This is a genomic window from Pseudomonas sp. FFUP_PS_473, from assembly GCF_002858665.1.
GTDB lineage: Bacteria > Pseudomonadota > Gammaproteobacteria > Pseudomonadales > Pseudomonadaceae > Aquipseudomonas > Aquipseudomonas defluvii.
This window is the reverse complement of sequence record NZ_PJQQ01000001.1, coordinates 250,409-272,844: the sequence shown is the minus strand read 5'-3', so window position 1 is coordinate 272,844 and position 22,436 is coordinate 250,409. Positions and strand designations below refer to the sequence as shown.

Sequence of the window (22,436 nt, the reverse complement as noted above, 5' to 3'; positions counted from 1 at the left end):
ACCTGAACCGCCGTGTACGGAACCGTACGCACGGTGGTGTGAGAGGACGGCGGGTGTGAACTCGCCTCCTACTCGATTCTGGCAATTCGCCACCACCCAACTACACTCCAACTAGCTGAAGGAACAGCGCCTCGTGGTGAGAAAGCAGCCCGCCCAGTGCGGGCATTTTTCTGCCCGGTTGGTGACCGCCCCTGCCACCTCCACCGCCGCCCTACTCTACCGCCTCAATGCTCAGCGTTGCGTTTTCTGTGTTTTGCTACGCTTTCCTTCACACCGGAGGAACTGCCATGCCAGACGATCCAACCCCCGCCCTGCTCTACCGCCTCAACCAGAACATCATGGCGCTCGGCTGCGCTATAGAAGAAATCAGCACCTGGATCGATCAGCGCGGCTCTACGGACACGTATGAACGAGTCAGTGAGCATCTTGAAGTGCTGGCAGACAATGCTGACACCATTACCGAGCTGATGGCTGACCTGACTGCCAGGTGGAAGCCTGAAGAACCGGCTGAACCAGAAGACTGAAACGGCCTCGCGATCCTCAGTAATCCGACTACACTCCGACCAGCTGAAGGATCAGCGCCCATCGCAGAGAGCCCGCCACCGTGCGGGTTTTTTGTTGCCCCTGCTAAGCTTTCCTCAGGCAAAGGAGGATCAAGCCATGCCAACCAATGACCTCATTCCCTCTCTCATCTTCAAGCTCAACGAGAACCAGCTCGCCATCGCCGAAGCCGTCGAAGAGCTTTCAAAATGGATCGAGCAGATTCATGGGCCCGCCGACGGGTCGATCAAGATTCGTCAATCACTGGCGAAGCTGGACGACAATTTGGAGTTCATCACTCGAGGGGTTGCCGAGCTGATGAACGATTAAGGCGATATCGTTTCGCCCAATCTCAGGCGTGATGCTCTAGCTCTCCTGACTTGCTTGCCGCTAGGGGTGCGCCGGCTGCGCGTGCAGCTTCAGACCAAGCGCCTTGACCACCTTGAGGATTGTGCCGAACTCTGGGTTTCCCTCGCCAGAAAGGGCGCGGTATAGACTTTCCCGAGACAATCCCGCGTCACGCGCAACCTGAGTCATGCCTCGAGCGCGAGCAATAGTGCCGAGCGCCTTGGCAATGAATGCTGGATCGTCGCCCGCCTCTTCCAGGCAAGCATCCAGGTAGTTGGCGATATCCTCTTCTGTCTTGAGGTATTCGGCAGAATCCCAGCGGGAGAATTGTTCGCTCATAGATTTTGCTCCTTCCAGGCCTTTGCGACCTGCTTAGCCTGTTTGATGTCACGGGGCTGGCTGCTTTTGTCGCCGCCACATAGCAGGATGATCAGCTGCCGACCTTGCTGCATGAAATACACCCGGTAGCCTGGGCCGTAGTCGATGCGCGCCTCACTCAGGCCGTCACCAATGGGCTTGGCGTCTCCGAGGTTGCCATCGGCCAAGCGATCTATTCGGGTGATGATGCGCATCTTGGCGCGACTATCCGAAAGGCCGGAGAGCCAAGTAGAGAACGTTTCGCTTCGGATGATCTCGGTCATGTCGAGAGTGTAGCCCTTGAGCTACAGACGAACAAGCGATCATGCCCTATCTGAGTTCATGGCTGATAGGCCGGCACAAAGAGTACAAATGTACTCTTTACGTATTGCCATTCATCTCCAGATAAAATACTGTTCATTCATACAGTAAATGGAGCGCTCTTCATGGCCAAACCCAAGCCCGCGTCGAAACCTCAGACACCCGCCCTGCCCAGCTCTTACGAGATGCTCGGCATGAGAATCCAGAAGATCATCAACAGCACCGGCGCCCAGACATCGAAATCAGCATTGCTGGAACGACGGCCTGGCGACCTGCCTGAGGACTGGGATCGGCTGATCGACGAGATCTCCGAAAACGACAACGTCACCTTGGCCCATCGTGACGATGGCAATGTGCAGATCTTCTGGACCGTGCCCAAGGAAGACTGATTTATCGAATCCCTCTTTGCCCGCCTAGTGCGGGCTTTTTTGTGGGCGCGATACAAATAACAGCACTGCTGTTGACCGATCAATAACAGCAGTGCTACTTTAAATCCATCGCAGTCACCCAACAGGGACTGCACAGGACCTCAAGAGGGCCGACCGCTCTTTAACAACCCAACCGCAGAAAGGCTGCCAGCCAGCGAAAAGACTGACGCACCGGGCGTGGGCGACTCCCACCCTGCTGCGCCGTATCCGAGTAGTCATGTCAGCCCAAACCGTAAACGTATGGAAAGAAATACGCCCAGCCCACCGTGGCGAGTAACGGAGGCCAGGAATACCAGTTTCAGAATTAGCGCCCTGAGCTTCGGCTATGAGGGGCGCCGGACTTGATGCAGCCCTGACCCACTCAACCGGGGCCAAACAGAGCTTTAGCGCTGCATCTCGTATGGACCTTTGAAGGCGCCGTCACCGCTGATTGGCGGCGCTGGAGGAAGCTCGTGGCCCACCCCAGCGAATCGCGTACCTGCAATCAGCAGCGGGGAAGCGAACTGATCACCGTTGATGCAATACGCCCGGCCTGTCGCCAGTAGCGAGGCCGGGGTTCTAAAGATTCCATCACCTAATTACTTCATACGGGATGGCTTCCGTGGATTTCACTGGCTGGCCTTGGCGACAGGACCAGACGGGAAATCACCAATCAAATGGCCGAGATCATTGCCGACACCATCGGCCAGCCTCGCAAACATCCGAGCGCAGCAAACGCGACAGATAGGAAGAACAGGATCAACCCTGGAGCATTGAGGCGCCGAGGCCTACCCGACAGCTTCCCCCATCCAGGGCCAGCAAAGTCCTCTACCAGAATTTCTCGGTATGGCCGACATGCCATTTCACCAATGCCCCAAAGCAATCCTGACAGTGAGAAAAAACCCACGAGGACGTTATCGGCCCTCAGCTCTACCGTGAGCGACACCACGAATATCAAAAAACAAAGAATCGCCATGATCTTGAACCACTCATCTGCGACGAATTTTGCAACCACCGAGACTGCCAAGGTTGCGCCCTCCTTTGCTGGCTGTGTTGTGTGAGAGCGATCAGCGTAGCGCAAAGCCCGTCACCTGGGCAGTGGTGAGCTGGCCGCTGGCCACCAAACAACCAGCGCCACGTCAGCCTGACGTTAACTGCCCGATCACCTGGCTCCCCATCACCAGGCTGCATCGGTCGTGACGCTTGCCCTCCCTAGGTCAGGGAGATTCACGGCACGGCGAGCGTTACGACCAATGCAGCCACCAACGGCTAGCCCTTCCCCGCCCGGTCGCCGGGCCTTCCACCCTAAGGAAATCAACATGCACCCAGCCATGCAGGAGCGCGCGGAGGGCTTGGCTGCCCTTGACTTGCGCGCCCACCTCACTCCAACAGACTTTTACGCCAAGATCGGGCGCCACGCTCCGGCACTGGAGCCACGATTCCAGACGACCAACAAGGGCAAGATGTGGCACATCATCGACAGAGCCACTGGCAAGACCTGCAGCTTTTGCGGTAACTATCCGAAGGCGCTGCGCGTAGCCGACGCAATGGAGGCAGCTGAGCAGCGCAAGCTGGTACCGCGGCAATGATCGGCGAACCTATCCCAGATCCGCGCCATAAGATCGTGGCTGACCTTAACGCGAGGATTGAGCAGTTCTTTGCGGCAGGCGGTGAGGTCAATGAATTGACACCGCCCAAGTACGAGCCACGACCGGCTGCCAAGTTCAACAACCAGGTACCGGCAGACGAGAAGAAAGCTGCAGCCCAGCGCCGGCGCGCCGAAGATGCAAAGCGTCTTGAGCGGATCCGCGAGATGGCCAAGACCATGACCTACAACGAAGCAGCCAGGGCAACCGGTTACTCCACGGCCACGCTGCATCGTATCGCCAAGCAAGGCGGCTTCCTGTTCAAGGTCAGCACCGCACGACGTGGCAAGGGTCGAGCCATCGACCGGGTGGCGGATGCGGCCAAGCTGGAGCAACTGAAGGCGCTACGTGATGGCGGCTTGTCGCGCTACAAGGCATCCAAGCAGATGGGCATCAGCGACAAGCTGCTGGACCGGCTGATCAGCGACTACGAGATCGACTTCCCTGCGAGACCGATCAGCAGTAGAGCGAAGCACGACCAATGATCATCGCCACCACCAATCACCTGGAGGCGATCAAGTACGCGGCCTGCATGGCCAGAGCAACCAGCACAGCCTGGGGCGTCTATCGCACCAGCAATCGGCGGCTTTTCGTCATGCCCGCCAGCGGAAGACGCCAGCCTGCACTGGAGGTGTGCCACCCATGATCCGCCGAATTTCAAACCGCGCCCGGCATGGCCGGCGCCAGCATCAGATTACGTTGCCGCCAAGCGGCTTGCGAGGTACAGGCGATGGCCGAGAAGAAGACGGGGGCAGCCAAGCACTCGGCGGACTACCGCGAGCGCGAGAAGAAGAAGGCCGAAAAGCTGGGCATTGAGAAGGTGTTCTTCAACATGCCTGCCGGGATCAAAAAGGCCATCGCCGCCGAGATTGAGGCCCATGGGTACGAACAGGTGCAGGAGCTCTGGCAGGACCTGGCTCTGTCGTGGATTGCCCAGGATCCTGTAGAGCGGGCGCGTCGCCTTGAGCGACCTGACGCGCCAGCTTTTTATATCTCACCGAAACTAGCGTGTCAGTTCGAAGAAGCCAGTATGACGGAACTCAAGCGAGATCCTGGCGAGGAAATCATACGCCCCAGTTAGGGTGGTTTTGTTCGACAAATTTCAGCCATGTGGCATGAGCTTTGTGTACGGCACGCTGGAGCTCGACAGCCTTCTCTCGATTTTCGTCTTTAGCAGTGTCGTGTTTCACGCAGAACTCTCTGAGCTTCGCTGACGCCTCATTTAAAAGAGTCAGAAGTGCGTCACTCTGCTCAATGATTCTTGGATCGATCATTTGTTGCCGCCCTTAGTGCTAATTAGTTTGACCAGTCCTAATACCCCATCCCAATCCAAATTACCACCATGCCGTCCGCCGGCCACGGAGGAACACCCATGCCCATTCGCAACGCAGTTATTCACCAGATCGACAAGAAGCCTGACGGAAGCCCTGCGGTCCTGCACCTGGCCACCGATAACCTGCCGGAGACGCAGGCCATCGAGAGCCTGATGCATGACGTGAATGACAGCTACAACGCCAAGACGGGCAAGGCCTGGGGCTTCTTCCATGGAGAATCCGGCGCCTACCCGCTGAGCGGCTGGCTGGCCAAGTTCGTCAACGGCAACATGGAGTTCATCGACTTCACCCGCACCGCCGCCGAGCACCTGACCAAGCTGATGGAGGAATCCAATCTGTCCGTTGGTGGGCATGTCCTTTTCGCCTTCTATACCCAAGGCCTGACGGATTACCTGACGGTCGCCATCCTGCAGCAAGTCGAGACGATAGCGGTCACCGCCGACCTCGGCGTGGCAACCTCCCGTCATTTGGATACCGGCGCCCTACACCTCGCAGCCCGCATCAACCTGAGCGAGTGGCGCAACAACCCGGCGTCAAGGCAGTACATCTCGTTCATCAAGGGCAAGAATGGGCGCAAGTCGAGCGACTACTTCCGTGACTTCATCGGCTGTCAGGAAGGCGTCGATGGCCCGGGCGAAACCCGCACCCTGCTCAAGGCTTTCAGCGACTACGTGGAGAAGGAAGACCTACCCGAGGAGGCAGCGCGCGAGAAGACAGCCACCCTGGTCGAGTACGCCGCCACCCAAACCAAGCTGGGCGAGCCGGTAACCCTGCAGGATCTGTCCCAACTCCTCGATGAGGACCGCCCGCAGAACTTCGCTGAGTTCATCCGCGACAAGGACTATGGCCTCTCGCCTGAGATCCCGGCTGACAAGCGCACCCTCAACCAGTTCAGGCGCTACACCGGCCGGGCCGAGGGCATGTCGATCAGCTTCGAGGCACACCTGCTTGGCTCGCGCGTCGAGTTCGACCAGGACAACAGCAGCCTAACGATCAAGAACCTGCCGACGCAGTTGATTGATCAGCTCAAGCGCAGCGCGGCCTGATAGCCGCCCCTAACTCATCATGCCGCATCCGTCCACGGAGGGCGGCGCATGCATGGAGAAAGACATGAAGGTCGACACTTCCACCATCACCAAGATCAGAATCAGCGATGTCCAGGGCCTGGATCCGGTGACCGTATTCATCGAAGACCACGGCGTCCGCGCCAAATCTGGCGACCACGAAACGTGCGCGGGCAACCTGACAATCAGCTGCTACGGCCAGAGCTGGACCTGCTACTGGGGCAGCATGGGGCCGATCACGGTGGCTGAGTTCGTAACCAGCTGTGATGCGGGTTATGTGTTGAATTGCCTGAGTCGGGGCCTGAGCGGGACGCAGTTCAGCAGCGCCGCCCTTGTCGAACTGGCAAGCCGTAGAGTGCTCGACCGACGCCGTGGCCGGAACGTCAAGGAATGGGAAGACTGCTACGAGCTCAACAAGCGCGACGCCCGCGAGCTGTACGACCAAATCGAGGAGCTGGGCTATATCGACCACCCTGCCGGCTGCATGGCCCACGACGAACTGCTGTCATCGATCTTCGGCGGCGACTGGGGTCATCAGGTCAGCGAGGGCGCCGTAGAGCCGAACCCTGATTACACCTACCTCAAGCGGATCGTTGAGGCGGTGCAGCAAGCCTTGGCACAGCCCGTAGCGGCTGCGGCCTGATCAAGGAGAGAGCCATGAGCAACTACAACTGCGACTACGTTCGCCGCCATTACGACGTGCCAGCCGAGATCGGGCGCCGCGTAATCGCCAATGGCGAGCCTGGCGTGATCATCGCCGACCGCGGGCATTACATCGGTGTCATCCTCGACAGCGACCCGAAGAAGCGCATCCGCAACTACCACCCCACCTGGGAGATGCAGTACGGCGAGATGGCTGAGACGCTGCCGCTCAAGCAGTGGGAAGTGCTCACCAACGGGCTGTATGACTGGGATGACGTGAGGTACATGCTTGGCGATGCGCACCACTACGTGCGGCGCATATGGGCAGCCACTCGTAGCCAGGCCAAGTACCGGGCCTATCAAGAGCTGGCCGAGTGCTTCAACGACGACGCTACGGCCATGCTCAGCTTCAAGGTCCGCGCGGCCTGACACTGCGGCGCTGCGACAAGCGCTTCAGCCGTTATCGTGATCGTACCCGCCCCCGCCGCAGACCTCCTCCTTCGATACCTCAATGGTCTTCGATGCCGGAAGCTTGGAGGCTGCCTCGCGGTCGCGCTCGACCTCTTGGCCGAAATACGCGATCCATGAGCCGTCCGGCCGCTCAATCACCTCAGCAAGGTATGAGTCAACCTCGCCTTCAGTAAGTCCAGAAGCTTTGGCGACGATCCTGTTGCGTTTCGCTTTGTCCATTTACCCCTCCTTGGCCCGGCCCGTTGCCGGGTCAGAAACAAATAGACCACTTCAACGAATCACGCCACCCCGGCGAGGGCGGCGCCTGCACGCAAGGACCACAACATGACCGACCAACAGCACGACGAAAACAAGCTCGAGCGAGTCATCCGCAAGATCAAGCGTTGCCTGGCCCTCTCCAAGAGTTCGAACGAGAACGAAGCGGCCACGGCCATGCGTCAGGCCCAGGCGCTGATGCGCGAGTATCGCCTCACCGAAATGGATGTGCGCTTGAGCGATGTAGGCGAGGTTGAGTCGGACAAGGCTCGCGCAAACCGACGCCCCACCTGGGATCGCCACCTCAGCTCAATTGTCGCCCAGGCCCTCGGCGTGAAGTCGCTCTCCCGCAAGCACTGGTGCGATTCGACTGCTCGCGTGGTGGAAAGAGCAATGTTTGTCGGCGTGACCCCAGCGCCACAGATCGCGCTGTATGCCTACGAAGCTCTGCTGACCAAGCTCACCCTCGCCAGGCGTGAGTATGTTTCGCAGGTTCGGGCAGGAAAGCAGCGAAGCTCCTACTCGCCGGAGACTGCGGGCGATCACTTCGCGCTCGCCTGGGTTTCCGCTGTGCACGGCAAGATCCACGAACTGGTGCCGCGCGGCGAAGAGGATCCAGCCCTTGGTCACCAGTCAAATGGCCGTGATTTGGTAGCGGTAGAAGCACAGGACAAGGCTTTGATCGAGCAGTACCTGGCAGGCAGGGAGATCAGCAAGGCCCGGAAGGTGCGAGAACTTGAACTGGATCTGAATGCCCACATCGCTGGCCTGCTCGCCGGGCAGCGCGTTGAGCTAAACCCCGGCCTTGCAACAGGCGGCAATGAGCAACTTCAGCTGGCAAGCGCGTGAGAATCGAGCATGACCACAGCAATCGACCTGTTCGCCGGCCTCGGCGGATGGAGCACAGGCGCGCGCGCCGCAGGCGTCCAGGTTCTCTGGGCGGCAAACCATTGGCCTGAGGCCGTAAAGTGGCATTCAGCCAACCACCCGCATGCCGAGCACGTCTGCCAAGATCTGCATCAGGCTCGATGGGAGCAGGTGCCCGCGCACGACCTGCTGCTGGCCTCACCTTGCTGCCAAGGTCACTCAAAGGCCAGAGGCAAGAAGTCGGGAAACCCGCAGCACGATTCGTCGCGCTCGACAGCCTGGGCGGTGGTATCCGCCTTGGAGTTTCACCGGCCAGAAGCGGCGCTGGTGGAGAACGTAGAAGAGTTCACCGACTGGGCGCTGTACCCAGCTTGGGTTGCGGCAGTTCAGGCGCTGGGGTACCAGGTCGCACCGCATGTCGTTGACTGTGCCGACCTGGGCGTACCGCAACACCGCGTGCGGTTGTTCTTGGTGCTAACCCGCAGCAAGGCGCCACTGATGCTAGAGCTTCACCGACATCAGCATGTGCCGGCCGCCAGCTTCCTCGACTTTGATGCCGGGCGCTGGTCACCGATCGACAAGCCGGGCCGGGCCCAAGCCACTCTTGACCGGGTGCGCAACGGTCGCCAGCGCTTCGGCGACCGGTTCATCATGCCCTACTACGGCAAAGGCTCTGGCACCACTGGGCGCGACATCAACCGTCCAATCGGCACCATCACTACCCTGGACCGCTGGGCACTGGTCGACGGCGATCGGATGCGGATGCTCAGCGCTGACGAGGCCCTGGCCGCGATGTCGTTTCCAGCAGACACCCTGCGTCCGGACAACCACCGGCTGACCATGCACATGGCCGGGAACGCAGTGCCGCCGCTGGCCGGGCAGCGCGTGATTGAGGCCTTACTGAAGGCTGCATAACGTAAAGAGTACATTTGTACTCAACCCCGAAATACCCCTCTCCCCTCTATTGAACAGCCGCGATATGGCGGCCAAGGAATCCCTATGCTCGATGCAAACATCCACGAAACCCTGAGCATGCTCACTGCAAGTCAACTGGCCAAGCTGCTTGTCATGCGCAAAGGGCTTGAGTTCGGCTACACCTACACGTTCACCGACGATGATGGGCAGGATATTGACATCGACCTGGCTTTTCTGGCTTCAGCACCGGGCGATTTGCTGGAGGCTCTGTTCGATGAAAACGAGCATGACGACGCTATCAACGAGGTGCGCTACGAGGCCGAAGATGTTCACGGAATCCCGTACTGGTGCCACTACAGCTGGAATCGTAACTACGAAATCGATGTGAAGGCCTTCATCCTGCCTGACGGCCGCGCCCTAGCCTTCTGCGAAATGAGCGGCGGAGGCAAGCACGGCGAACCGAATGCCTACCCGTGGGTGGATGAGGCCAAGTTCATCAAGGTCGCCGGCGTCGAGGAAAGGGTCATCAAGACCTATAAGTTCGAGGAAATTCCAGAATCTGCTGAGGTCGAGCAATGACCCGCCTCGCCCTCTGCCTCCCGATCTGGAAGGGGACGAGGCTATGAGCAGGTTCATCGCTGTGATCCACGGATGGCACGTCCATAGCAACGGCTTCAACGTGCACGAGCTGAACGCAACCAGTCATGAAGCTGCTGATGACGAAGCGTGCCTTCTTGCAGCGCGACGTGATGCCGCCTTCGACCGCACAGCCTATGTAGTGGTCGAGGTGGATGACCGTGAGCACTTACCCCGGCGCCTAACATGGCGCGAACGCCTAACCGGCAAGATTCAATAACCCCTCCCCCTACAACAACTCAAGCCTGCCGGTAGGCGGGCATGGAGAGCTATTGCCGTGACAAAAGAAGAACTGGCCGGCCTACCCGAAAAGGTGCGCATCGCCGCCGAGGCCGGCAAAGCCGCTGCTGCGGCGTGCACCAATGACGGCGGCAGCGCCAACCTCGACCGCGTCGTCATACCTGTTCCAGGGCTGCGCGCCAGCCAGCTGCCCAGCCTGCCGGGCTACTTGCAGAAGAAGAGCCATTACCACCAGCAGGGCGTCCACCTCGACACGCCGTGGCCTGGTCAGGGAAACCAGCACAGCGCCGGCGTGCGGGCAATGCACAAATCACTCAAGGACCAAGGCGTCGACTGCTACGTCTACTACCAGGTCGATTAAGTCTCCCCCCACCTCTGCCGCCATGCGCGGCACGGAGCAATGCATGACCGTTGAAACAGATGGTGACGTCGACAAAGTCACAGAGCAGCGCATGGCCGAGCTACTTGGCTGCACCAAGCGATCTCTTGAAGGCCGTCGCCTGCGCGAAGTGTTCCCCGAAGGCGTCTGGATGAAAATCCACGGCCGCATCATGTACAGCAAAAAAAGGTATGACGCATGGCTCGAAAGCCAATGGATTTGCCCCGTGGGGTCGAAATCTTCCGCAACTCCCTCCGGATTCGTTTCACATGGGACGGTGTCCGTCGATGCGAAACGCTCCCCTATCCCCCGACACAAAAAGGCATCCAGGCTGCATCCCAGCTTCGCGATCAGGTAGTCAGCTTCAATAAGCTCGGTTTGCTTGACCAGGACAAGTACGCCGAGCTGTTCCCGGGATCGCAAACCGTCGCCGGCAGCAAGCCATCGTTTGGCGAGTACGCCCAGCTCTGGCTTGATAGCCGCGAGATCACCCCAGGTACGCGCCAGAACTACAAAAGCGCGCTCAACCTCTACTGGATGCCGGTGCTGGCCCTCACACAGATTGACTTGATCTCAACGACCACCATTCGTCGAATCATCACCAGCACGGAATGGCACTCACCGGGCGTGAAGCGAAACGCCCTGGTCAGGCTCTCTACAATCCTCGGCGCAGCCTTGAAAGAAGGTCTGATCACCAAGAACCCGGCAGTCGCGGTCGAGCTGCCGAAGCGGTCACGAAAAGAAATTGACCCATTCACGCTGGAAGAGGCCAACGCGATAGTTGAGAGGCTATACCAGCACAAGCACTGGCCCAGCCAGATCTACGCGGCGTTTTTCGAATTCGTTTTTTTCACTGGGTTGCGCCTGTCGGAGGGCCTGGCGCTGAAGTGGGATGCAATCGATTTGGAGAGGAAGGTTGTACATGTGCGACGCACTGTCGCTCTGGGCGAGGTCGTAGAGCGCACAAAGACCGGCAAAGACCGGTTCGTGCTGCTTAACGAGAGGGCCTTGCGTGCTCTCGAGTTCGCAAAAAACTACGCTGAGCGCCGCAGGAATGGAAAGGGACGGGTCACCGAAACACCATTCGTGTTTCCCCCGTCAAAGAACGCAGAGTTCGTTCAGCAGACCTCAGACCTCCATCACCAGTGGCGCCCGGTGCTGAAGGAACTGGGGATTCGTTATCGGCCGCCGTACAACTGCCGTCATACCTATGCGACAATATGCTTAATGTCCGGCCTCAACCCCGCATTTATCTCCCAACAGCTTGGCCACAGCGTACAGATGCTGCTGTCAACCTATGCGCGTTGGATTAACTCAAGCTCCGACTGGAGCGAGCTGGAAAAGCTGCAAATTGGTATCAAATCGGTATCAGCCGCATTGCCAGCGACATAAGCTATTGATAGGTAAGCCCTTTGATCTCCACCGCTAACATCACCATGCAGTTCGGCGCCAAGCCGCTGTTCGAGAACGTCTCGGTCAAATTCGGCAACGGCAACCGTTACGGCCTGATCGGCGCCAACGGCTGTGGCAAGTCGACCTTCATGAAAATCCTCGGCAGCGACCTGGAGCCATCCGCAGGTCAGGTCATGCTAGAGCCGAACGTACGCCTGGGTAAGCTGCGTCAAGACCAGTTCGCCTATGAAGAATTCACCGTGATCGATACCGTGATCATGGGCCACGAAGAGCTCTGGCGGGTCAAGGCCGAGCGCGACCGCATCTACTCGCTGCCGGAAATGACCGAAGAGGACGGCATGGCCGTCGCTGAGCTGGAAACCGAGTTCGCCGAAATGGACGGCTACACCGCCGAGTCCCGTGCCGGTGAGTTGCTGCTGGGCCTGGGCATTCCGCTCGAGCAGCATTTCGGCCCGATGAGTGAAGTTGCCCCAGGCTGGAAACTGCGCGTGCTGCTGGCACAGGCGCTGTTCTCGGACCCGGAAGTGCTGCTGCTCGACGAACCGACCAACCACCTGGACATCAACACCATCCGCTGGCTGGAAAACATCCTCACGGCGCGTAACAGCACCATGATCATCATTTCCCACGACCGGCACTTCCTGAACAGTGTCTGCACCCATATGGCCGACCTGGACTACGGTGAGCTGCGCCTGTTCCCGGGCAACTACGACGAGTACATGATCGCCGCGACCCAGTCGCGCGAGCAGTTGCTGTCGGACAACGCCAAGAAGAAAGCCCAGATCGCCGAGCTGCAGACCTTCGTCAGCCGGTTCTCGGCCAACGCCTCGAAAGCCAAGCAGGCCACGTCGCGGGCCAAGCAGATCGACAAGATCCAGCTGGCTGAAGTCAAGCCTTCGAGCCGTGTCAGCCCGTTCATCCGCTTCGAGCAGACGAAAAAGCTGCACCGTCAGGCAGTTACCGTCGAGAACGTCTCCAAGGGCTTCGATGGCAATACCCTGTTCAAGAACTTCAGCTTCCAGGTCGAAGCCGGCGAGCGCGTGGCGATCATTGGCCCGAACGGTATCGGTAAAACCACCTTGCTGCGTACGTTGGTCGGCGAACTGCCGGTAGACAGCGGTGAAGTGAAGTGGACCGAAAGCGCCGAGATCGGTTACTACGCTCAGGACCACGCCTCGGACTTCGAAGACGATGTCAGCCTGTTCGACTGGATGGGCCAGTGGACCCAGGGCGGCGAGCAACTGGTTCGCGGCACGCTGGGTCGCATGCTGTTCTCCAACGATGAAATCCTCAAGTCGGTCAAGGTGATTTCCGGTGGTGAGCAAGGCCGTATGCTGTTCGGCAAGCTGATCCTGCAAAAGCCCAACGTACTGCTGATGGACGAACCGACCAACCACTTGGACATGGAGTCGATCGAGGCCCTCAACATGGCGCTGGAGAACTACCCGGGTACGCTGGTGTTCGTCAGCCACGACCGTGAGTTCGTGTCCTCGCTGGCCACCCGCATCATCGAATTGAGCGCCAACGGTGTCGTGGACTTCAGCGGCACCTACGATGACTACCTGCGTAGCCAGGGTGTAATCGTTTAACACTCGTAAAAAGCCTGCTTGAAGGCGATGGCGTGCTACCCGGCCCGTCGCCACAAGCGGGACGCCTATAAAAGCAGGCTAACGGACCGCCAAGATTCGTTAGCCTGCTTTCTTTTTCCCTCGCATACAGCGATGATGGCGTTTCCAAACGCCCATCCTGTGTAGCCATGTCTGCGCTAGAACCCGCCGCACTGCCGGCAACGACGATTACCCGAAAAATCGTCTCGATCATCTTCTATACCTTTATCGCCTTCCTCTGCGTAGGGCTGCCAATTGCCGTGCTGCCGGGTTACGTGCATGAGCAGTTGGGCTTCAGTCCGGTTGTGGCCGGGATAACCATAGGCTTGCAGTACTTCGCCACGCTGGTCAGCAGGCCGATGGCCGGGCGCGTCGCTGATAGCCTGGGCGGCAAGCGTGCAATCATCTACGGCCTGCTCGCCATTGCCCTGAGCGGCCTGGTGACAGCGGCCTCGACACTGCTGGTCAGTATGCCCTTGCTCAGCCTGGCGGTATTGCTGACCGGGCGCGTGCTGCTGGGCCTTGCCCAAGGGTTGATTGGTGTTGCCAGCTTGAGCTGGGGCATCAGCCAAGTGGGAATAGCGCATACAGCGCGGGTAATCTCCTGGAATGGCATCGCCTCTTATGGTGCCATCGCCATTGGTGCGCCGCTTGGGGTGAAACTGAACCAGTTGCTGAACTTCGCAAGCATCGGCCTGGTCCTGTTTGTCCTGGCGACATTGGCCCTGCTGGTGATCCGCAACAAGCCTTCGCTCCCGGTCGTTGCCGGCGAGCGCCTGCCGTTCTGGGCGGCCTTCGGGCGGGTAGCGCCCTGTGGTGTTGGCCTGACGTTGGCATCCATCGGCTATGGCACCCTGACCACCTTCGTGACCCTTTTCTACAGTGAGCGTGGCTGGACCGGCGCAGCCTGGTGCCTGAGTGCGTTCGGGGTCTGCTTCATTCTGTCCCGCTTGCTGTTCGTCAATGCGGTGAATCGATGGGGCGGCTATCCGGTTGCGGTTGTCTGCATGGCGACTGAAGCCGTTGGCCTGGCGTTGCTCTGGCTGGCGCCCTCCCCGCTACTGGCATTGCTCGGCGCGGGCCTCAGCGGTGCCGGGCTGTCGCTGGTCTACCCGGCACTGGGCCTTGAAGCCATCAAACAAGTACCCAGTAGCAGCCGTGGCGCGGGTTTGGGCGCTTACGCGGTGTTCTTCGACCTGGCCCTGGCCATCGCCGGGCCGCTGATGGGCGCGGTAGCTGCACATCTGGGCTACGAATCGATCTTCGGTATCGCGTCATTGCTGGCATTACTTGGAGTCGGGCTGGTACTGCTGCTGTCGCGGCGCAGCGCACATACTCACTGATCAGCCGTACGCCATCCCGTACGGTCCGCTCGCCCAAGCGTCTGACTGAAAAACAACGCCGCCTCCGACTGCAGCGAATGATGAATGCTGGCACGGTCGACGCCCTCGGCGTCGGTGCATAGCGCGGCCATGTGCACACGCTGGGCTTCATCGCAAGGCGCCATGAAAATGAAATGCCCTGCACCGGCCAGTAGCCGGTAATCAGGAGTGCGGGGCAGTTTACGTGCCAGCGCAGCGGCGTTCTTGTCGATTGCCAGCAACTGATCGCGATCACCACTGTAGATCAGCGCCGGTACTTTTACCCCGGCCAGGGCATGACGACCGAACATCAGGCTCAAAGGTGCCATCAGCAACAATGCCTTGATCCTTGAGTCTGCGGCGGGCAGCAGGTCGTCACGGTCGGCGATCAGTTGCCCGCGCATCTTGCAGGCGTCAGCATCCAGAGGGCGTTCTTCACAATAACGGCGCAGACGGTCCAGTTCCGGGCGTGCGCCGGAAAGGATCAACGCGGTTTCACCACCCGCCGAATAACCAATCACCCCGACCTGCTCGGCGTTGACATAGGGCGCCAGCAGCTTGTCGTTCAGGGTTGCGCTGATGGCCGCGCTGATCTGCAGCGGACGCCCATAGAGGTTGCTCAGGGTGCCCAGTCGGCTGTGATCCTGGGCATTGTCCCCCGGGTGCACCACCGCCACCACCACAAAGCCCTTGCGTGCCAGTGCCGTTGCCAGGTCATGCAATGCCAATGGCGTACCGGTATTGCCATGGGAAAGCATCAAGAGCGGGAAACGCCCCATCGCAATGGGTGCCTCAAAACCGGCTTCCACCCGATAGCCTTCAACCCGGCTCCAATGTGCTGGCCCAGTGGCCGGGTAAAAGGCCAAGGCCTGCATCGGCTGTTCGTCCAGCGGGTCGGCGAGGATCATCCGGTGCAACCCCACATGCCAGCGCTCGCCCGCCTCGCCCGGCAGCGACAACACGATCCCGATCACCGCGAGGATGAACAAACCAGACAGACGCTGCATGGCTGACACCTTGTCCCTTTATAGCCAGCGATCAGCATAGGCTGGCGCACTGCGCGCCAGATGAAAACTGAATGAAAAAACCGACTGCCGGTTACCCCGGCAGTCGGCTTATGCGGTGGTTACTCGAAATCAGGCAGCTGCAAACAGCTCGTTATCGATCTGAGCGCGCGCTGCACTCATGGCATTGTTGCGGTGTTCATCGCCATATGCCAAGCCATGGGCGCGGACGAACTCGACATCGGTGATACCAATAAAGCCCAGGAACACCTTGAGAAAATCTTCATGACCGACACCGGTTGGCTGGCCAACATGCAGGCCACCCGAGGTGGATACGACAATGACTTTCTTGCCACCACACAGGCCTTCAGGGCCAGCCTCGGTGTAGCGGAAGGTTTTACCGGCAACAGCGATACGGTCGATCCAGGCTTTCAGTTGGCTGGGAACGCTGAAGTTGTACATCGGTGCGGCAATCACCACGGCATCGGCATCCAGAAACTCTTGCAGTGTTTCGCTGCTCAGTTGAGCTTCGTGCTTCTGGGCGGCATCGCGCAGTTCTTCTGGCGTACCAGCACTGACCAGGGTGGCCGCGGAAAAATGGCTGATGGCGTCACTGGCCAGGTCGCGGTAAGTCACTTCAACACTGGCATCAGCAGCCTGCCAGGCCTGCACGACTTCACGGCTCAACTGACGGGAAGCCGAATTGTCGCCGAGGATACTGGAATCGATGTGCAACAGTTTCATGGGTGTTCTCCTGGATTTTGAAGACCGCGAGGCGGCGATCACGATGGAGAGAATCCTACCCAAACAGCGAATAGAGGATTAGTCGGCAAAAATGCGTTAGTTTGTCCTACATACAGAACAGTGCAGGGCAAGCTATGCAAGACCTCAATGATCTCTATTACTTTGCCCGGGTGGTTGAGGCCGGAGGCTTCTCTGCGGCCGGGCGCCTGCTTGGTATACCCAAGTCCCGGTTATCCCGACGCATTGCCGAACTAGAAGAACGCCTGGGGACTCGCCTGCTGCAACGCACGACCCGACAACTGAAGCTGACCGGAGTTGGTGAGCGCTACCTGCGTCATTGCCAGGCCATGCTGCTGGAGGCGGAGATGGCCGACGAAGCGGTTGCAAGCATGGTCAGCGAACCACGCGGGCGCTTGCGCGTGTCCTCACCAGTTGCGTTGGCCCATGCATTCTTGCCGGACGTCATCAGCAGCTTCCTGGCACGCTACCCACAGGTACAGCTGGACATGGTGCTACTCAATCGTCGGGTTGATGTGATAACCGAGGGTATTGACGTTGCGTTGCGCGTACGCGACCAAGGCGACGAAGACCCTACCCTGGTCACGCGGCGCTTGCGCCAGGCACAAATGCTGTTGGTCGCAGCACCGAACTTCGCCGCCGAGCATGTCATCGAGCAACCACAGGACTTGATCAATCTCCCCGTGCTGGGCGCGCTGGAGGCTGACCGCCTGGTTCACCTGCGCCTGCTGGATGCCAAGGGCAATCGCGAAGACCTGGCGCTGGAGGCGAGGCTTGGAATTGATGACTTTGTCGTACGAAAATCCGCCGCCGTTGCCGGCCTGGGGTTCACGGCCCTGCCGATCATGCATTGCGAGGAAGAACTCGCCCGCGGCGAACTGATCCGTCTATTGCCCGAGTGGTCGCTACCCAGCGGCTATCTGCAGGCGGTCTACCCGCACAGGCGAGGTGTACTACCTGCCGTACGCGCCTGGATTGATCACCTGGTCATTTCATTTGAAGCCTGTGGAGAGCGTTATGTCTGAAGACGACGTGGTGCAGTTTTGCCTGAGCCTGCCGGGCGTACAGGACGATTACAAATGGGGGGGCGTCCGGGTGTTCTCTGTGGCCGGCAACAAGATGTTCGCCCTGATCAACCTGGGCCGAGCCGACCTGGCCTTCAAGGTCGACAACGAGCTGTTCCTTGGCTATGTGGACAGGCCCGGTATTCGCCCGGCACCGTATCTGGCTCGCGCGCACTGGGTCAGCATGGAGCAGCCCTACCCCATGGGTCGTGAAGAACTGTGCGATCTGTTGCAACGGTCGCACCAACTGGTGGTACGACGCTTACCGAGGCGTTTGCAAGCGGGCTTGTTGCTCTGATTGGCGCAGGCAGGCTCAGCGCTTACTGAAACAGCCTGCCCAGCCCACGCCCCGCCAGCACCAGATAGTCGAGCCAGAACACCTGATGCGCGGCGACGATTGCCCAGAAGATCAACTGAAACGACAGTTTGCGGGTCTTGTGCCGAAAGGCCTGCTGAGCCACCAGGGCGCCTGGCCAACCGCCACACAGCTCAACGACGTGAAGCCATTTTTCCGGAGTCCGCCAGGTATTGTTGCGCGCCTTGCGTTTGTCGTTCCAATAAAGGAAGACGCTGAGCAGGCTGGCTATCGGGTAGAGCACTGCTGGCAACCAGGAATGCCCGCCCTGCAGCATCTGCAGCACACCCCAGGACGGAAACAGGCAGATACCGGCAAACAGCGACAGTTTGAGCTTGAGGTGTTGAACCGCGCCTCGGACTGGGGCCGGGCGCGGCTTGACAGCAGCCTGACGCACCCGGTCAGCTCTGCGCCGTTGCCCAGTCGACCAGCCCGAATTGCCAGGTGGCCAGAATGATCAGGCCGAAGGCAATCCGGTACCAGGCAAAAACGGCATAGCTGTGGCTGGCAATGAACCGCAGCAGCGCACGCACCGAGATCATGGCAAAAATGAACGAGACCACAAAGCCAATCGCGAACACCGGGAAGTCACCGGCCTGGAACAGTGCACGGTACTTGTAGCCCGAATACACCGCTGCACCCACCATGGTCGGCATGGCCAGGAAGAACGAGAACTCGGTCGCAGCCTTGCGTGACAGCCCGAACAGCAAACCACCAATGATGGTGGAGCCTGAACGCGAAGTGCCTGGAATCATCGCCAGACATTGGGCTACACCGATCTTCAAGGCATCGCTCCAGCGCATGTCGTCTACATGCTCGACAGACACCACATGCTCCCGACGCTCGGCCCACAGCATGATCACGCCGCCCACCACCAACGCCGTCGCAACGGTAATCGGGTTGAACAGGTAGTGATGAATCAGGTCGGCAAACAGCACCCCCAGGACCACTGCCGGCGTGAATGCGATCAGCAGGTTGGCAGTGAAGCGTTGCGCCTGGCGTTGGCGCGGCAGCCCAACGACCACGTCAAAGATCTTGCGCCGAAATTCCCAGACCACTGCCAGGATCGCCCCCAACTGGATGATGATGTTGAAGGCCATGGCCCGTTCACCGCCGAAATTGATCAGATCGGCAACAACGATCTGGTGGCCGGTACTGGAGATGGGCAGAAATTCCGTCAAGCCCTCGACAATCCCAAGTATTACAGCCTGCATGGCGGTCCAAAAATCCATCATTCCCCCGTGAAGCGCTGCTCAAGGCAGGCCCCTTCATGTTTTCTAAAGTGGTGTATGCACGGTAAATCACAGCGACAGTGGATTGTGAAACCACGGAAAAGGTTCACGCCCCTCAAGGTTTATCGCTTTGGCGCCGAAATGCTAGCAGACCTGCCGGATAAACGCTGCTGATCTACGCAACAGATGCCTCTGGATCAAGCACTTAGCCCTTGGTCGACTAGGTAAGGGCAGTAAAAACGTGCTTGGATGCACAAGACAATAAAAATACCTGAGTGACCTACATGAAGACTCTACGGAATATGTCGATCAGCCGCAGGCTTTGGCTCATCCTGGTGGTGGCAGTGGTGATGTTGTTTGCCCTGGGGCTGTTGATGCTGCGCCAGATTCACGGTGACCTTTACCAGGCCAAGGCCGAAAAAACCCGCCATGTGGTCGAAACTGCTGCGGGCATCCTGACCTACTACCAAGGGCTTGAGGCAAGCGGTAGCCTGACCCGCGATGCGGCTCAGCAACAGGCGCTGAACGCTGTACGCGGCTTGCGCTACAACCAGAACGAGTACTTCTGGATCAACGACCTCGAGCCGAAGATGATCATGCACCCGGCCAACCCCAAGCTCGACGGCCAGGTACTCTCAGGCATCAAGGACCCAGACGGCTTCACCTTGTTCAATGCCATGGTTGCGCTGGCCAAGGACAAGGGGGCTGGCAGCATCGATTACCGCTGGCCTAAACCCGGGGCGAGCGATCCGGTACAGAAAACGTCGTATATCCAACTGTTCAAGCCTTGGGGCTGGATCATTGGTTCAGGCATCTATATCGATGACATGAAAGCCGAGTTCAACCGGCAACTGCGTGATGCCTCGCTGCTGGGGTTGGCTATTGCGCTGATCATGGGACTGCTGGTCGTAGTGATCGCGCGCAGCATTTCCCGCCCCTTGCAGGAGGCGGTCGATGCCATGGCCACCATCGCCAGCGGCGAAAGCGACCTGACCCGCCGCCTGGACACCCATGGCCGCGACGAGATTACGCAATTGGGGACACACTTCAACAGCTTCACGGCACAGTTGCAGCAGGTGGTCGGCCAATTGCATGACGCTGCACGTGCGCTGGGCCACTCGGCAGTCGAGATGGGCGACAACGCCAACCAGGCCGAGCTGCGCAGTGAACAACAGTCGCAGCAGATGGAACTGGTCGCCACCGCCATCAACGAGGTCACCTACGCGGTACAGGATGTGGCGAAGAACGCCGAACAAGCGTCCACCGAGATGCAAGACGCCCAGCACCGTGCAGAACAGGGGCAGCAGAGCATCCAGGGCAGCCTGCAACGTATCGGTGAACTCTCCGGCACCATTGATGAAGCCGTTGAAGTCATTCAGGCCTTGGCCAACCAGAGCACGAAGATTGGCAGCGTTCTGGAAGTGATCCGGGCCATTGCCGAGCAGACCAACCTGTTGGCGCTCAACGCGGCCATCGAGGCGGCCCGCGCAGGTGAGCAAGGCCGCGGGTTCGCGGTGGTTGCCGATGAGGTACGCCTGCTGGCGCAGCGCACTCAGCAGTCCACCGCCGAAATCCAGACCATGATCGAACACCTGCAGGGGCAGTCCGAAGCGGCAGTCAAGGCCATCGGTGCCAGCAGCACCGCTTCGCGCCAAACGGTTGAGCAGGCCAGTGAAGCTGGTGCCAGCCTCGATGCAATCAGCCAGGTGCTACTCAACCTCAATGCCCTGAACGCCTCGATTGCCAGCGCCACCTTGCAACAATCCCATGTGGTTGAAGAGATCAATCGCAACGTGACCGAAACTGCCGACCTGTCTCGGCAAACCGCCAGTGCAGCACAACAGTCCAGCAGTGCCGGCCTGGCATTGCGCCAGCTCAGCGAGCGCCTTGAACAATTGTTGCGCCAGTTCCACGTCTAAAACCCCGCGCACCTGTGGCGTGTTCTGCGCCACAGGTTACAATCCCCGCCTCTTTCGAACCTGCCTCAAGGAATGCCGATGTCCGGCCTCGAACTGTTCGCCGCCGTGCTCGGCGTCATTGCCGTTTGGCTCACCGTCAAACAGAACCCCTGGTGCTGGCCGATTGGCCTGGTGATGGTGCTGCTGTACAGCGTGGTCTTTTACGAGGTGAAACTGTACTCCGACATGCTGCTGCAACTGGTGTATGCACTGTTGCAGGTCTACGGCTGGTGGCAATGGACACGCCCCGAGCGCCTCGCCGAGGCACGCCAGGTCAGCTCCCTGCAACCTGCACCACTGCTGTTTGGCCTGGGCCTGGGCGCACTGGCAAGCCTGGGGTTGGGTGCGGCCATGGCCACCTGGACAGATGCGGCGCAACCCTGGCTGGATGCCACGCTGACGGCCTTCAGCCTGGTGGCGCAATTATGGATGGCGCAAAAGCGCCTGCAATGTTGGGCGCTATGGATTGTCCTTGACGTCGTCTTCGTCGGTTTGTTTGTGTACAAGGCGCTTTACCTGACGGCAGCACTCTACGCCCTGTTCACCCTGATAGCTGTCCAGGGCTGGCGTGAGTGGCAACGCGACCCTGCCTTGGTGAACGCGTGAAAGTGTTGGTGCTGAGCGGCCCCGAGTCCAGCGGCAAGAGCTGGCTTGGCAGCGAAATCCAGGCTTGTTTCGGTGGCGAACTGGTTGGCGAATACGTACGCCACTTCATTGACCGCGAGCAACGTGACACCTGCTACGCCGACATCCCGACCATCGCCCGTGGCCAGTTGGCCTGGGAGGATGCAGCGCGCGGTAGAGCGCCTGAGCTGTTGATCCTCGACACCCACCTGCTGAGCAATCTGCTCTGGAGCCGCACGCTGTTCGGTGACTGCCCACACTGGGTCGAATCAGCGTTGCTTGAGCGCCGCTACGATCTGCACCTGCTGCTCAGCCCAACGTCAGTTGAATGGGTAGATGACGGACAGCGCTGCCAACCGGAACTGGCCCAGCGCCTGGCATTTTTCGAGGAAAGCCGCGCCTGGCTGGAGCAACATCAACAACCGTTCATCGCCATCGACGGTGACTGGAACCGACGAAAAAACGCGGTTTTTGATGCGGTTGCAGGTTTGTTGTCCCGCTAAGCCCTTGGGTTGTTACATCAGCGATACAGTCCCACCTGCGCTAAACCCCGTTCTTGATGGGTTGCCTCCATGATTGCCTAACAGTGTAAACCTGGCGTAACAGGGTATAGGGTGCCCAGCAGGGCAAGATC

General features: G+C 59.5%; 32 protein-coding genes and 1 pseudogene. 25 read left to right on the top strand and 8 right to left on the bottom strand.

Annotation, left to right across the window (positions count from 1 at the left end):
* Positions 1-287: 287 nt before the first annotated feature.
* Together CYD26_RS01330 and CYD26_RS01325 are read left to right on the top strand one after the other, a co-directional pair.
* On the top strand, positions 288-524 hold the full coding sequence (locus CYD26_RS01330) for a hypothetical protein (protein WP_102051642.1): 237 nt from the start codon (positions 288-290) through the stop codon (positions 522-524).
* Positions 525-660: 136 nt separating this feature from the next.
* Positions 661-870, top strand: a complete 210-nt coding sequence (locus tag CYD26_RS01325; RefSeq protein ID WP_102051641.1) for a hypothetical protein — start codon at positions 661-663, stop codon at positions 868-870.
* 60 nt (positions 871-930) lie between these two features.
* Here the strand turns inward: CYD26_RS01325 and CYD26_RS01320 are convergent, their stop codons facing one another.
* Complete coding sequence (locus CYD26_RS01320) at positions 931-1,227, bottom strand: addiction module antidote protein (RefSeq protein ID WP_102051640.1); 297 nt, start codon at positions 1,225-1,227, stop codon at positions 931-933.
* Positions 1,224-1,529, bottom strand: coding sequence for a type II toxin-antitoxin system RelE/ParE family toxin (locus tag CYD26_RS01315; RefSeq protein ID WP_102051639.1), 306 nt, complete (start codon positions 1,527-1,529; stop codon positions 1,224-1,226). Before CYD26_RS01315 ends, CYD26_RS01320 begins: the two co-directional genes overlap by 4 nt.
* 162 nt (positions 1,530-1,691) lie before the next feature.
* Here CYD26_RS01315 and CYD26_RS01310 point away from each other — a divergent pair, with 162 nt between their 5' ends.
* A complete protein-coding gene (locus CYD26_RS01310; RefSeq protein ID WP_102051638.1) occupies positions 1,692-1,955 on the top strand; it encodes a DUF1654 domain-containing protein in 264 nt (87 codons plus the stop codon).
* A 691-nt stretch (positions 1,956-2,646) separates the two neighbouring features.
* Here the strand turns inward: CYD26_RS01310 and CYD26_RS01305 are convergent.
* Positions 2,647-3,000 (bottom strand): hypothetical protein, encoded by a 354-nt coding sequence (locus tag CYD26_RS01305; RefSeq protein WP_102051637.1) that lies wholly within the window; start codon positions 2,998-3,000, stop codon positions 2,647-2,649.
* Between the two features lie 292 nt (positions 3,001-3,292).
* Here CYD26_RS01305 and CYD26_RS01300 point away from each other — a divergent pair, with 292 nt between their 5' ends.
* The 7 genes from CYD26_RS01300 to CYD26_RS01270 all read left to right on the top strand — a co-directional run bounded on the left by CYD26_RS01300 (position 3,293) and on the right by CYD26_RS01270 (position 7,088).
* On the top strand, positions 3,293-3,562 hold the full coding sequence (locus tag CYD26_RS01300; protein ID WP_102051636.1) for a hypothetical protein: 270 nt from the start codon (positions 3,293-3,295) through the stop codon (positions 3,560-3,562).
* On the top strand, positions 3,559-4,104 hold the full coding sequence (locus CYD26_RS01295; protein WP_102051635.1) for a helix-turn-helix domain-containing protein: 546 nt from the start codon (positions 3,559-3,561) through the stop codon (positions 4,102-4,104). Before CYD26_RS01300 ends, CYD26_RS01295 begins: the two co-directional genes overlap by 4 nt.
* Positions 4,101-4,265 carry a hypothetical protein gene (locus CYD26_RS25090; RefSeq protein WP_158240120.1) on the top strand — a complete coding sequence of 55 codons (165 nt, stop codon included), beginning with the start codon at positions 4,101-4,103 and terminating at the stop codon, positions 4,263-4,265. Before CYD26_RS01295 ends, CYD26_RS25090 begins: the two co-directional genes overlap by 4 nt.
* An 84-nt stretch (positions 4,266-4,349) precedes the next feature.
* Positions 4,350-4,700, top strand: coding sequence for a hypothetical protein (locus CYD26_RS01290; RefSeq protein WP_102051656.1), 351 nt, complete (start codon positions 4,350-4,352; stop codon positions 4,698-4,700).
* Between the two features lie 291 nt (positions 4,701-4,991).
* Positions 4,992-5,999: a nucleoid-associated protein YejK gene (yejK, locus tag CYD26_RS01280; RefSeq protein ID WP_102051633.1), complete on the top strand. Its 1,008-nt coding sequence runs from the start codon at positions 4,992-4,994 to the stop codon at positions 5,997-5,999.
* A gap of 64 nt (positions 6,000-6,063) precedes the next feature.
* Positions 6,064-6,660 carry a hypothetical protein gene (locus CYD26_RS01275; RefSeq protein ID WP_102051632.1) on the top strand — a complete coding sequence of 199 codons (597 nt, stop codon included), beginning with the start codon at positions 6,064-6,066 and terminating at the stop codon, positions 6,658-6,660.
* A 14-nt stretch (positions 6,661-6,674) separates the two neighbouring features.
* The gene (locus CYD26_RS01270; protein ID WP_102051631.1) at positions 6,675-7,088 is read left to right on the top strand and encodes a hypothetical protein; all 414 of its coding nucleotides are present in this window, start codon (positions 6,675-6,677) and stop codon (positions 7,086-7,088) included.
* A gap of 24 nt (positions 7,089-7,112) precedes the next feature.
* Here the strand turns inward: CYD26_RS01270 and CYD26_RS01265 are convergent, their stop codons facing one another.
* Positions 7,113-7,349 carry a hypothetical protein gene (locus CYD26_RS01265; protein WP_102051630.1) on the bottom strand — a complete coding sequence of 79 codons (237 nt, stop codon included), beginning with the start codon at positions 7,347-7,349 and terminating at the stop codon, positions 7,113-7,115.
* Between the two features lie 105 nt (positions 7,350-7,454).
* Between CYD26_RS01265 and CYD26_RS01260 the strand changes: the two genes are divergently transcribed.
* The 9 genes from CYD26_RS01260 to CYD26_RS01225 all read left to right on the top strand — a co-directional run bounded on the left by CYD26_RS01260 (position 7,455) and on the right by CYD26_RS01225 (position 14,785).
* A complete protein-coding gene (locus tag CYD26_RS01260; protein WP_102051629.1) occupies positions 7,455-8,234 on the top strand; it encodes a DUF2786 domain-containing protein in 780 nt (259 codons plus the stop codon).
* A gap of 9 nt (positions 8,235-8,243) precedes the next feature.
* Complete coding sequence (locus tag CYD26_RS01255) at positions 8,244-9,167, top strand: DNA cytosine methyltransferase (RefSeq protein ID WP_102051628.1); 924 nt, start codon at positions 8,244-8,246, stop codon at positions 9,165-9,167.
* Positions 9,168-9,251: 84 nt separating this feature from the next.
* A complete protein-coding gene (locus tag CYD26_RS01250) occupies positions 9,252-9,746 on the top strand; it encodes a hypothetical protein (protein ID WP_102051627.1) in 495 nt (164 codons plus the stop codon).
* Positions 9,747-9,789: 43 nt separating this feature from the next.
* Complete coding sequence (locus CYD26_RS01245) at positions 9,790-10,023, top strand: hypothetical protein (protein WP_102051626.1); 234 nt, start codon at positions 9,790-9,792, stop codon at positions 10,021-10,023.
* 57 nt (positions 10,024-10,080) lie between these two features.
* Positions 10,081-10,404, top strand: a complete 324-nt coding sequence (locus CYD26_RS01240; protein WP_102051625.1) for a hypothetical protein — start codon at positions 10,081-10,083, stop codon at positions 10,402-10,404.
* A 43-nt stretch (positions 10,405-10,447) separates the two neighbouring features.
* Positions 10,448-10,780 (top strand): hypothetical protein, encoded by a 333-nt coding sequence (locus CYD26_RS25365; RefSeq protein ID WP_256587926.1) that lies wholly within the window; start codon positions 10,448-10,450, stop codon positions 10,778-10,780.
* The gene (locus tag CYD26_RS01235) at positions 10,681-11,814 is read left to right on the top strand and encodes a site-specific integrase (RefSeq protein ID WP_256587928.1); all 1,134 of its coding nucleotides are present in this window, start codon (positions 10,681-10,683) and stop codon (positions 11,812-11,814) included. The genes CYD26_RS25365 and CYD26_RS01235 overlap by 100 nt, the downstream gene beginning before the upstream one ends.
* A gap of 20 nt (positions 11,815-11,834) precedes the next feature.
* On the top strand, positions 11,835-13,424 hold the full coding sequence (locus tag CYD26_RS01230) for an ABC-F family ATPase (RefSeq protein ID WP_065758321.1): 1,590 nt from the start codon (positions 11,835-11,837) through the stop codon (positions 13,422-13,424).
* Positions 13,425-13,591: 167 nt separating this feature from the next.
* Positions 13,592-14,785: an MFS transporter gene (locus CYD26_RS01225; RefSeq protein WP_102051623.1), complete on the top strand. Its 1,194-nt coding sequence runs from the start codon at positions 13,592-13,594 to the stop codon at positions 14,783-14,785.
* Here CYD26_RS01225 and CYD26_RS01220 read toward each other — a convergent pair.
* Positions 14,779-15,810, bottom strand: a complete 1,032-nt coding sequence (locus CYD26_RS01220) for a dienelactone hydrolase (protein ID WP_065758319.1) — start codon at positions 15,808-15,810, stop codon at positions 14,779-14,781. The two genes, CYD26_RS01225 and CYD26_RS01220, sit on opposite strands and share 7 nt — an antisense overlap.
* Before the next feature lie 129 nt (positions 15,811-15,939).
* Positions 15,940-16,551, bottom strand: a complete 612-nt coding sequence (locus CYD26_RS01215) for an FMN-dependent NADH-azoreductase (protein WP_102051622.1) — start codon at positions 16,549-16,551, stop codon at positions 15,940-15,942.
* Positions 16,552-16,685: 134 nt separating this feature from the next.
* On the opposite strand from CYD26_RS01215, the gene CYD26_RS01210 reads away from it, so the two are divergent.
* Both CYD26_RS01210 and CYD26_RS01205 read left to right on the top strand, forming a co-directional pair.
* Positions 16,686-17,594 carry a LysR substrate-binding domain-containing protein gene (locus CYD26_RS01210; RefSeq protein WP_099774951.1) on the top strand — a complete coding sequence of 303 codons (909 nt, stop codon included), beginning with the start codon at positions 16,686-16,688 and terminating at the stop codon, positions 17,592-17,594.
* The gene (locus CYD26_RS01205; protein ID WP_065758316.1) at positions 17,587-17,931 is read left to right on the top strand and encodes an MmcQ/YjbR family DNA-binding protein; all 345 of its coding nucleotides are present in this window, start codon (positions 17,587-17,589) and stop codon (positions 17,929-17,931) included. The genes CYD26_RS01210 and CYD26_RS01205 overlap by 8 nt, the downstream gene beginning before the upstream one ends.
* A gap of 22 nt (positions 17,932-17,953) precedes the next feature.
* On the opposite strand, the gene CYD26_RS01200 is transcribed toward CYD26_RS01205, so the two are convergent.
* Positions 17,954-18,385 carry a DUF1294 domain-containing protein gene (locus CYD26_RS01200; RefSeq protein WP_256587925.1) on the bottom strand — a complete coding sequence of 144 codons (432 nt, stop codon included), beginning with the start codon at positions 18,383-18,385 and terminating at the stop codon, positions 17,954-17,956.
* Between the two features lie 4 nt (positions 18,386-18,389).
* Positions 18,390-19,220, bottom strand: a complete 831-nt coding sequence (locus tag CYD26_RS01195) for an undecaprenyl-diphosphate phosphatase (protein WP_102051654.1) — start codon at positions 19,218-19,220, stop codon at positions 18,390-18,392.
* 284 nt (positions 19,221-19,504) lie between these two features.
* Here CYD26_RS01195 and CYD26_RS25760 point away from each other — a divergent pair.
* From CYD26_RS25760 to CYD26_RS01180, 4 genes and pseudogenes are all read left to right on the top strand, one after another.
* Positions 19,505-20,284, top strand: a pseudogene (locus CYD26_RS25760) (cache domain-containing protein); the annotation flags it as partial.
* A 66-nt stretch (positions 20,285-20,350) separates the two neighbouring features.
* Entirely contained in the window at positions 20,351-21,139 is a 789-nt protein-coding gene (locus CYD26_RS25755) for a methyl-accepting chemotaxis protein (protein WP_371917174.1), read from the top strand.
* A 78-nt stretch (positions 21,140-21,217) separates the two neighbouring features.
* Positions 21,218-21,784, top strand: coding sequence for a nicotinamide riboside transporter PnuC (gene pnuC / locus CYD26_RS01185; RefSeq protein WP_099774957.1), 567 nt, complete (start codon positions 21,218-21,220; stop codon positions 21,782-21,784).
* Positions 21,781-22,305, top strand: a complete 525-nt coding sequence (locus CYD26_RS01180; RefSeq protein WP_102051620.1) for an AAA family ATPase — start codon at positions 21,781-21,783, stop codon at positions 22,303-22,305. The genes pnuC and CYD26_RS01180 overlap by 4 nt, the downstream gene beginning before the upstream one ends.
* Positions 22,306-22,436 lie beyond the last annotated feature (131 nt).

Coding starts and splice junctions, on each gene's coding strand:
- CYD26_RS01330 (WP_102051642.1), top strand. CDS start 288: ATGCCAGACGATCCAACCCCCGCCCTGCTCTACCGCCTCAACCAGAAC.
- CYD26_RS01325 (WP_102051641.1), top strand. CDS start 661: ATGCCAACCAATGACCTCATTCCCTCTCTCATCTTCAAGCTCAACGAG.
- CYD26_RS01320 (WP_102051640.1), bottom strand. CDS start 1,227: ATGAGCGAACAATTCTCCCGCTGGGATTCTGCCGAATACCTCAAGACA.
- CYD26_RS01315 (WP_102051639.1), bottom strand. CDS start 1,529: ATGACCGAGATCATCCGAAGCGAAACGTTCTCTACTTGGCTCTCCGGC.
- CYD26_RS01310 (WP_102051638.1), top strand. CDS start 1,692: ATGGCCAAACCCAAGCCCGCGTCGAAACCTCAGACACCCGCCCTGCCC.
- CYD26_RS01300 (WP_102051636.1), top strand. CDS start 3,293: ATGCACCCAGCCATGCAGGAGCGCGCGGAGGGCTTGGCTGCCCTTGAC.
- CYD26_RS01295 (WP_102051635.1), top strand. CDS start 3,559: ATGATCGGCGAACCTATCCCAGATCCGCGCCATAAGATCGTGGCTGAC.
- CYD26_RS25090 (WP_158240120.1), top strand. CDS start 4,101: ATGATCATCGCCACCACCAATCACCTGGAGGCGATCAAGTACGCGGCC.
- CYD26_RS01290 (WP_102051656.1), top strand. CDS start 4,350: ATGGCCGAGAAGAAGACGGGGGCAGCCAAGCACTCGGCGGACTACCGC.
- yejK (WP_102051633.1), top strand. CDS start 4,992: ATGCCCATTCGCAACGCAGTTATTCACCAGATCGACAAGAAGCCTGAC.
- CYD26_RS01275 (WP_102051632.1), top strand. CDS start 6,064: ATGAAGGTCGACACTTCCACCATCACCAAGATCAGAATCAGCGATGTC.
- CYD26_RS01270 (WP_102051631.1), top strand. CDS start 6,675: ATGAGCAACTACAACTGCGACTACGTTCGCCGCCATTACGACGTGCCA.
- CYD26_RS01265 (WP_102051630.1), bottom strand. CDS start 7,349: ATGGACAAAGCGAAACGCAACAGGATCGTCGCCAAAGCTTCTGGACTT.
- CYD26_RS01260 (WP_102051629.1), top strand. CDS start 7,455: ATGACCGACCAACAGCACGACGAAAACAAGCTCGAGCGAGTCATCCGC.
- CYD26_RS01255 (WP_102051628.1), top strand. CDS start 8,244: ATGACCACAGCAATCGACCTGTTCGCCGGCCTCGGCGGATGGAGCACA.
- CYD26_RS01250 (WP_102051627.1), top strand. CDS start 9,252: ATGCTCGATGCAAACATCCACGAAACCCTGAGCATGCTCACTGCAAGT.
- CYD26_RS01245 (WP_102051626.1), top strand. CDS start 9,790: ATGAGCAGGTTCATCGCTGTGATCCACGGATGGCACGTCCATAGCAAC.
- CYD26_RS25365 (WP_256587926.1), top strand. CDS start 10,448: ATGACCGTTGAAACAGATGGTGACGTCGACAAAGTCACAGAGCAGCGC.
- CYD26_RS01225 (WP_102051623.1), top strand. CDS start 13,592: ATGTCTGCGCTAGAACCCGCCGCACTGCCGGCAACGACGATTACCCGA.
- CYD26_RS01220 (WP_065758319.1), bottom strand. CDS start 15,810: ATGCAGCGTCTGTCTGGTTTGTTCATCCTCGCGGTGATCGGGATCGTG.
- CYD26_RS01215 (WP_102051622.1), bottom strand. CDS start 16,551: ATGAAACTGTTGCACATCGATTCCAGTATCCTCGGCGACAATTCGGCT.
- CYD26_RS01210 (WP_099774951.1), top strand. CDS start 16,686: ATGCAAGACCTCAATGATCTCTATTACTTTGCCCGGGTGGTTGAGGCC.
- CYD26_RS01205 (WP_065758316.1), top strand. CDS start 17,587: ATGTCTGAAGACGACGTGGTGCAGTTTTGCCTGAGCCTGCCGGGCGTA.
- CYD26_RS01195 (WP_102051654.1), bottom strand. CDS start 19,220: ATGGATTTTTGGACCGCCATGCAGGCTGTAATACTTGGGATTGTCGAG.
- CYD26_RS25755 (WP_371917174.1), top strand. CDS start 20,351: ATGGGCGACAACGCCAACCAGGCCGAGCTGCGCAGTGAACAACAGTCG.
- pnuC (WP_099774957.1), top strand. CDS start 21,218: ATGTCCGGCCTCGAACTGTTCGCCGCCGTGCTCGGCGTCATTGCCGTT.